Raw genomic sequence first — 3494 nt, 5'->3', positions numbered from 1 at the left:
CCTTAACCCTTCTGCCCAATTTCAAAGTTCGCCATCTTTTCAAGCGCCCTCACCATGGCGGAGTGATCCCAGGCTTTGCCACCGTGAGCGCTACAGGAGTTCAAGAGCTCTTGAGCGGTTGCCGTATTGGGCAATGAGACCCCTAATGCTTTGGCGCTACTAAGAGCGAGGTTTAGATCTTTTTGGTGTAATTCGATTCGAAAGCCCGGATCAAAGGTGCGCTTAATCATGCGCTCACCATGCACTTCTAGTATCTTTGAGCTGGCAAAACCGCCCATGAGTGCTTCACGTACTTTGGCAGGATCAGCGCCAGCTTTAGCGGCAAACACCAGGGCCTCAGCAACCGCTTCAATGTTTAAGGCCACAATAATCTGATTGGCTACTTTGGTAATTTGACCAGCGCCATTAGCGCCAACTAGCGTAATGTTCTTACCCATTAATTCAAATACAGGCTTTACCTTTGCAAAAGTCGCTTCGCTGCCGCCTACCATGATGGTGAGCGTGGCGCCTTTAGCACCAAGCTGACCTCCTGAGACGGGGGCATCGAGATACTCACAACCGAGCGCATTGATTTTTTGCGCAAACTCTTTCGTAGCGATTGGTGAGATAGAACTCATATCGACCACGATCTTGCCCTTGCTCAAGCCTAGAGCGATGCCATTTTCACCAAAGAGGACTTTTTCTACATCGGGGGTGTCAGGCACCATAGTGATAATGATGTCCGCCTTGCTAGCGACTTCTGCGGGGCTAGCACATGGGATTGCGGCGCTATTGGCCAGCTCTTGCGGAACCTTGCTACGGGTGTTGATATATACCTCATGGCCAGCAGCTACTAAATGGCCCGCCATAGGAGCGCCCATAATGCCCAGACCAACAAATCCTAGTTTTAACTTACTCATGGTGTCTTCCTTGTTTATTCTTGTTCGTATTGACCCATCCACCCCAGGCCAGCTTCGGTAGATTTAAGGGGTTTGTATTCACAACCGATATAGCCAGCGTATCCAAGGCGATCTAGTAAGCCAAAGAGATAGTTGTAGTGGATTTCACCAGTACCGGGTTCATTGCGACCGGGATTGTCTGCCAACTGGATGTGGGCAATGCGGCTCAAGTACTTTTGGATCGTGTTGGCCAGTTCACCCTCCATACGCTGAGCATGGTAAATGTCGTATTGCAAAAAAGCGTTATCGGCGCCAACTGCATCCAAAATGGCAATGCCCTGCTCGGTCTTGGATAAATAAAAGCCTGGGATATCAAAGGTATTGACCGGTTCAATCAAGAGCTTTAGTCCCGCTTTTTTGAGTTCGCTAGCAGCGTACTGCAAATTGGCGACAAAGGTATCGTGAAGTAACTGGGGGTTAACGCCTGCAGGCACTTTACCGGCTAGGCAATTGAGCTGGGGCACACCCAAAATAGTGGCGTATTCAATCGCTTTGGCAACGCCAGCACGAAACTCAGCAACCCGATCGGGTAGACAGGCGATTCCGCGCTCTCCAGCATCCCAATCGCCTGCTGGCAGGTTATGTAAAACCAGCTTTAAGGCGTTGTTATCTAAAGCAGATTTAATGTCTTGCACATCAAATGCATAAGGAAAGAGAAATTCGACAGCTTTAAAGCCACCTGTCTTAGCCAGCGCAAAGCGCTTAAAGCCACCTGTCTTAGCCAGCGCAAAGCGCTCCAAGAACGGTGCTTCGTTGAACAGCATGGTGAGGTTGGCGGCAAAACGGGGCATTAGATTCCTTTGAGTTCAATCAATGCAAAAGAATTGATGTTATCAAAGAAGCTAATAAATTTCTGTGGGCAGCCAGGGTTGTCACTTTAAGTGAAATTTGGCATAAAAATACGCTAATATCACCATAGAAATACTTAATATTAAGGAAAGTTATGAAAATTAAATTCGCCCCAATTGCTATCGTAGCCGCCGCTTTATTGGCAGGTCCAGCATTAGTGATGGCTCAAACACCTGTTGCGAATGCAATAGTTGTTGATGCAGCCGTAACCAACAACATTTTCCAGTTATACGAAGGTAAGGTTACCAAGATTGATAAGAAAACGCGCACGATTTATTTTAAAAACAATGAAGGTGAATCTAAGTTTGTCGCTGGTCCTGAGATCAAGAACTTCGATCAAATTAAAAAAGGTGATCGCCTAAATGTTACCTATCAACTTGCTGTTGCGATTGAGCTAATTAAAACTAAGAGTGATGGCATTCGCAGCAAGGTAGAAACTTCATCTGAAGTAGCCTCAAAGCCAGGTGAAAAGCCAACGCGTACTATCACCAATACAACAACTATCATTGCTGACATTATTGATGTCGATCGTGCTAAAAAATTAGTATCGGTTAAAGGGCCAAGTGGCAAAGTTACCGTAGTAACAGTAAAGAACCCTCAACTCCTAGCTGACGTGAATGTAGGTGAACAAGTTAAGGTCATTTATTTTGATGCGATGGCTGCATCAATTACGACGCCTAAGAAGAGGTAAGGTATAAAGTAACTCGTTGTAAATGCAGGGATCTCATTTGAGCATTCGCATCTTATGGGTCCTTGCGCTCTTAGTCTTGCTCTCAGCATGCGCTAACACTACCCGCCCAGGAGCAGTAGGCATAAATCGCTCCCAATTCATGATGGCCTCTTCTGAAGACGTCAATCGCCTCTCTGCAGTGAGCTATAACGAGCAGAACCAGAAAGCAAAAGAAAAAAATATACTGGTCACATCTGGACCTACTTATGAGCGCTTGAAGTTGATTGCGAATCGGTTGATCCCACAGACCGAGGCATTTCGTGACGATACAAGGCAGTGGGATTGGAGGTTAACGCTGATTGATTCCCCTGCGCTCAACGCTACTTGCGCACCAGGCGGAAAAATTACTTTCTACACTGGGATTATTGAGCAGTTGAATTTAAATGACGATGAAATTGCTGCCATCATGGGGCATGAGATTGCCCATGCACTGAGGGAGCATGGTAGAGAACGCGTATCCCAAGCTGCAGCGCAAAATGTACTAGTCAATATTGCTATGGCTGTGGCAGGTCCCTATGGTTCTGCAGTCAGCGCCGCCAATCAAGTTGCTCAATATGCAATCGTTTTGCCCAACTCGCGAGAAAATGAGTCTGAGGCAGATGCCATTGGATTGGAGCTTGCGGCAAGAGCGGGCTATAACCCCATGGGAGCAATTAGTGTTTGGCAAAAGATGCTGAAGGCAACAAAAGATAAAAGCCCCCCAGAATTTTTATCTACCCATCCTTCTGGCGAAACCCGCATAGAGCAATTAACAGCACTAATGCCATCGGTTGAGCCTCTGTACAAAGCGGCGCCAAAACCAGCGCCTACTAAGAAGCTCTAAGAAGGATTTTATTGGAAAGAAAAAAGCCCCTTATGCAGGGGCTTTTTAAACTTACTTGGCGGAGCGGACGGGACTCGAACCCGCGACCCTCGGCGTGACAGGCCGATATTCTAACCAACTGAACTACCGCTCCAATACAGCGAGTGCTACTTGT

Annotated in this window: 4 protein-coding genes and 1 tRNA gene; 2 read left to right on the top strand and 3 right to left on the bottom strand. The window is 47.0% G+C overall.

What is annotated here, in order from left to right:
* Window positions 1-2: 2 nt before the first annotated feature.
* Together B7X71_RS16185 and hyi are read right to left on the bottom strand one after the other, a co-directional pair.
* A complete protein-coding gene (locus tag B7X71_RS16185) occupies window positions 3-899 on the bottom strand; it encodes a 2-hydroxy-3-oxopropionate reductase (RefSeq protein ID WP_293598273.1) in 897 nt (298 codons plus the stop codon).
* A gap of 14 nt (window positions 900-913) precedes the next feature.
* Window positions 914-1729: a hydroxypyruvate isomerase gene (hyi, locus tag B7X71_RS16180; RefSeq protein ID WP_293601484.1), complete on the bottom strand. Its 816-nt coding sequence runs from the start codon at window positions 1727-1729 to the stop codon at window positions 914-916.
* A gap of 152 nt (window positions 1730-1881) precedes the next feature.
* Here hyi and B7X71_RS16175 point away from each other — a divergent pair, with 152 nt between their 5' ends.
* Together B7X71_RS16175 and B7X71_RS16170 are read left to right on the top strand one after the other, a co-directional pair.
* Entirely contained in the window at window positions 1882-2478 is a 597-nt protein-coding gene (locus tag B7X71_RS16175) for a hypothetical protein (protein ID WP_293599534.1), read from the top strand.
* 37 nt (window positions 2479-2515) lie between these two features.
* Complete coding sequence (locus B7X71_RS16170) at window positions 2516-3340, top strand: M48 family metallopeptidase (RefSeq protein WP_293601483.1); 825 nt, start codon at window positions 2516-2518, stop codon at window positions 3338-3340.
* Window positions 3341-3396: 56 nt separating this feature from the next.
* On the opposite strand, the gene B7X71_RS16165 is transcribed toward B7X71_RS16170, so the two are convergent.
* Window positions 3397-3473: transfer RNA gene (locus tag B7X71_RS16165), tRNA-Asp, on the bottom strand.
* Window positions 3474-3494 lie beyond the last annotated feature (21 nt).

This window comes from Polynucleobacter sp. 39-46-10, from assembly GCF_002282275.1.
The sequence above is the reverse complement of the archived record's forward strand: the minus strand, read 5'-3'. Positions and strand labels throughout refer to the sequence as shown.

What these genes read in the sequence shown, in the direction of transcription:
- B7X71_RS16185 (WP_293598273.1), bottom strand. Translation starts at nt 899, where the DNA reads ATGAGTAAGTTAAAACTAGGATTTGTTGGTCTGGGCATTATGGGCGCT.
- hyi (WP_293601484.1), bottom strand. Translation starts at nt 1,729, where the DNA reads ATGCCCCGTTTTGCCGCCAACCTCACCATGCTGTTCAACGAAGCACCG.
- B7X71_RS16175 (WP_293599534.1), top strand. Translation starts at nt 1,882, where the DNA reads ATGAAAATTAAATTCGCCCCAATTGCTATCGTAGCCGCCGCTTTATTG.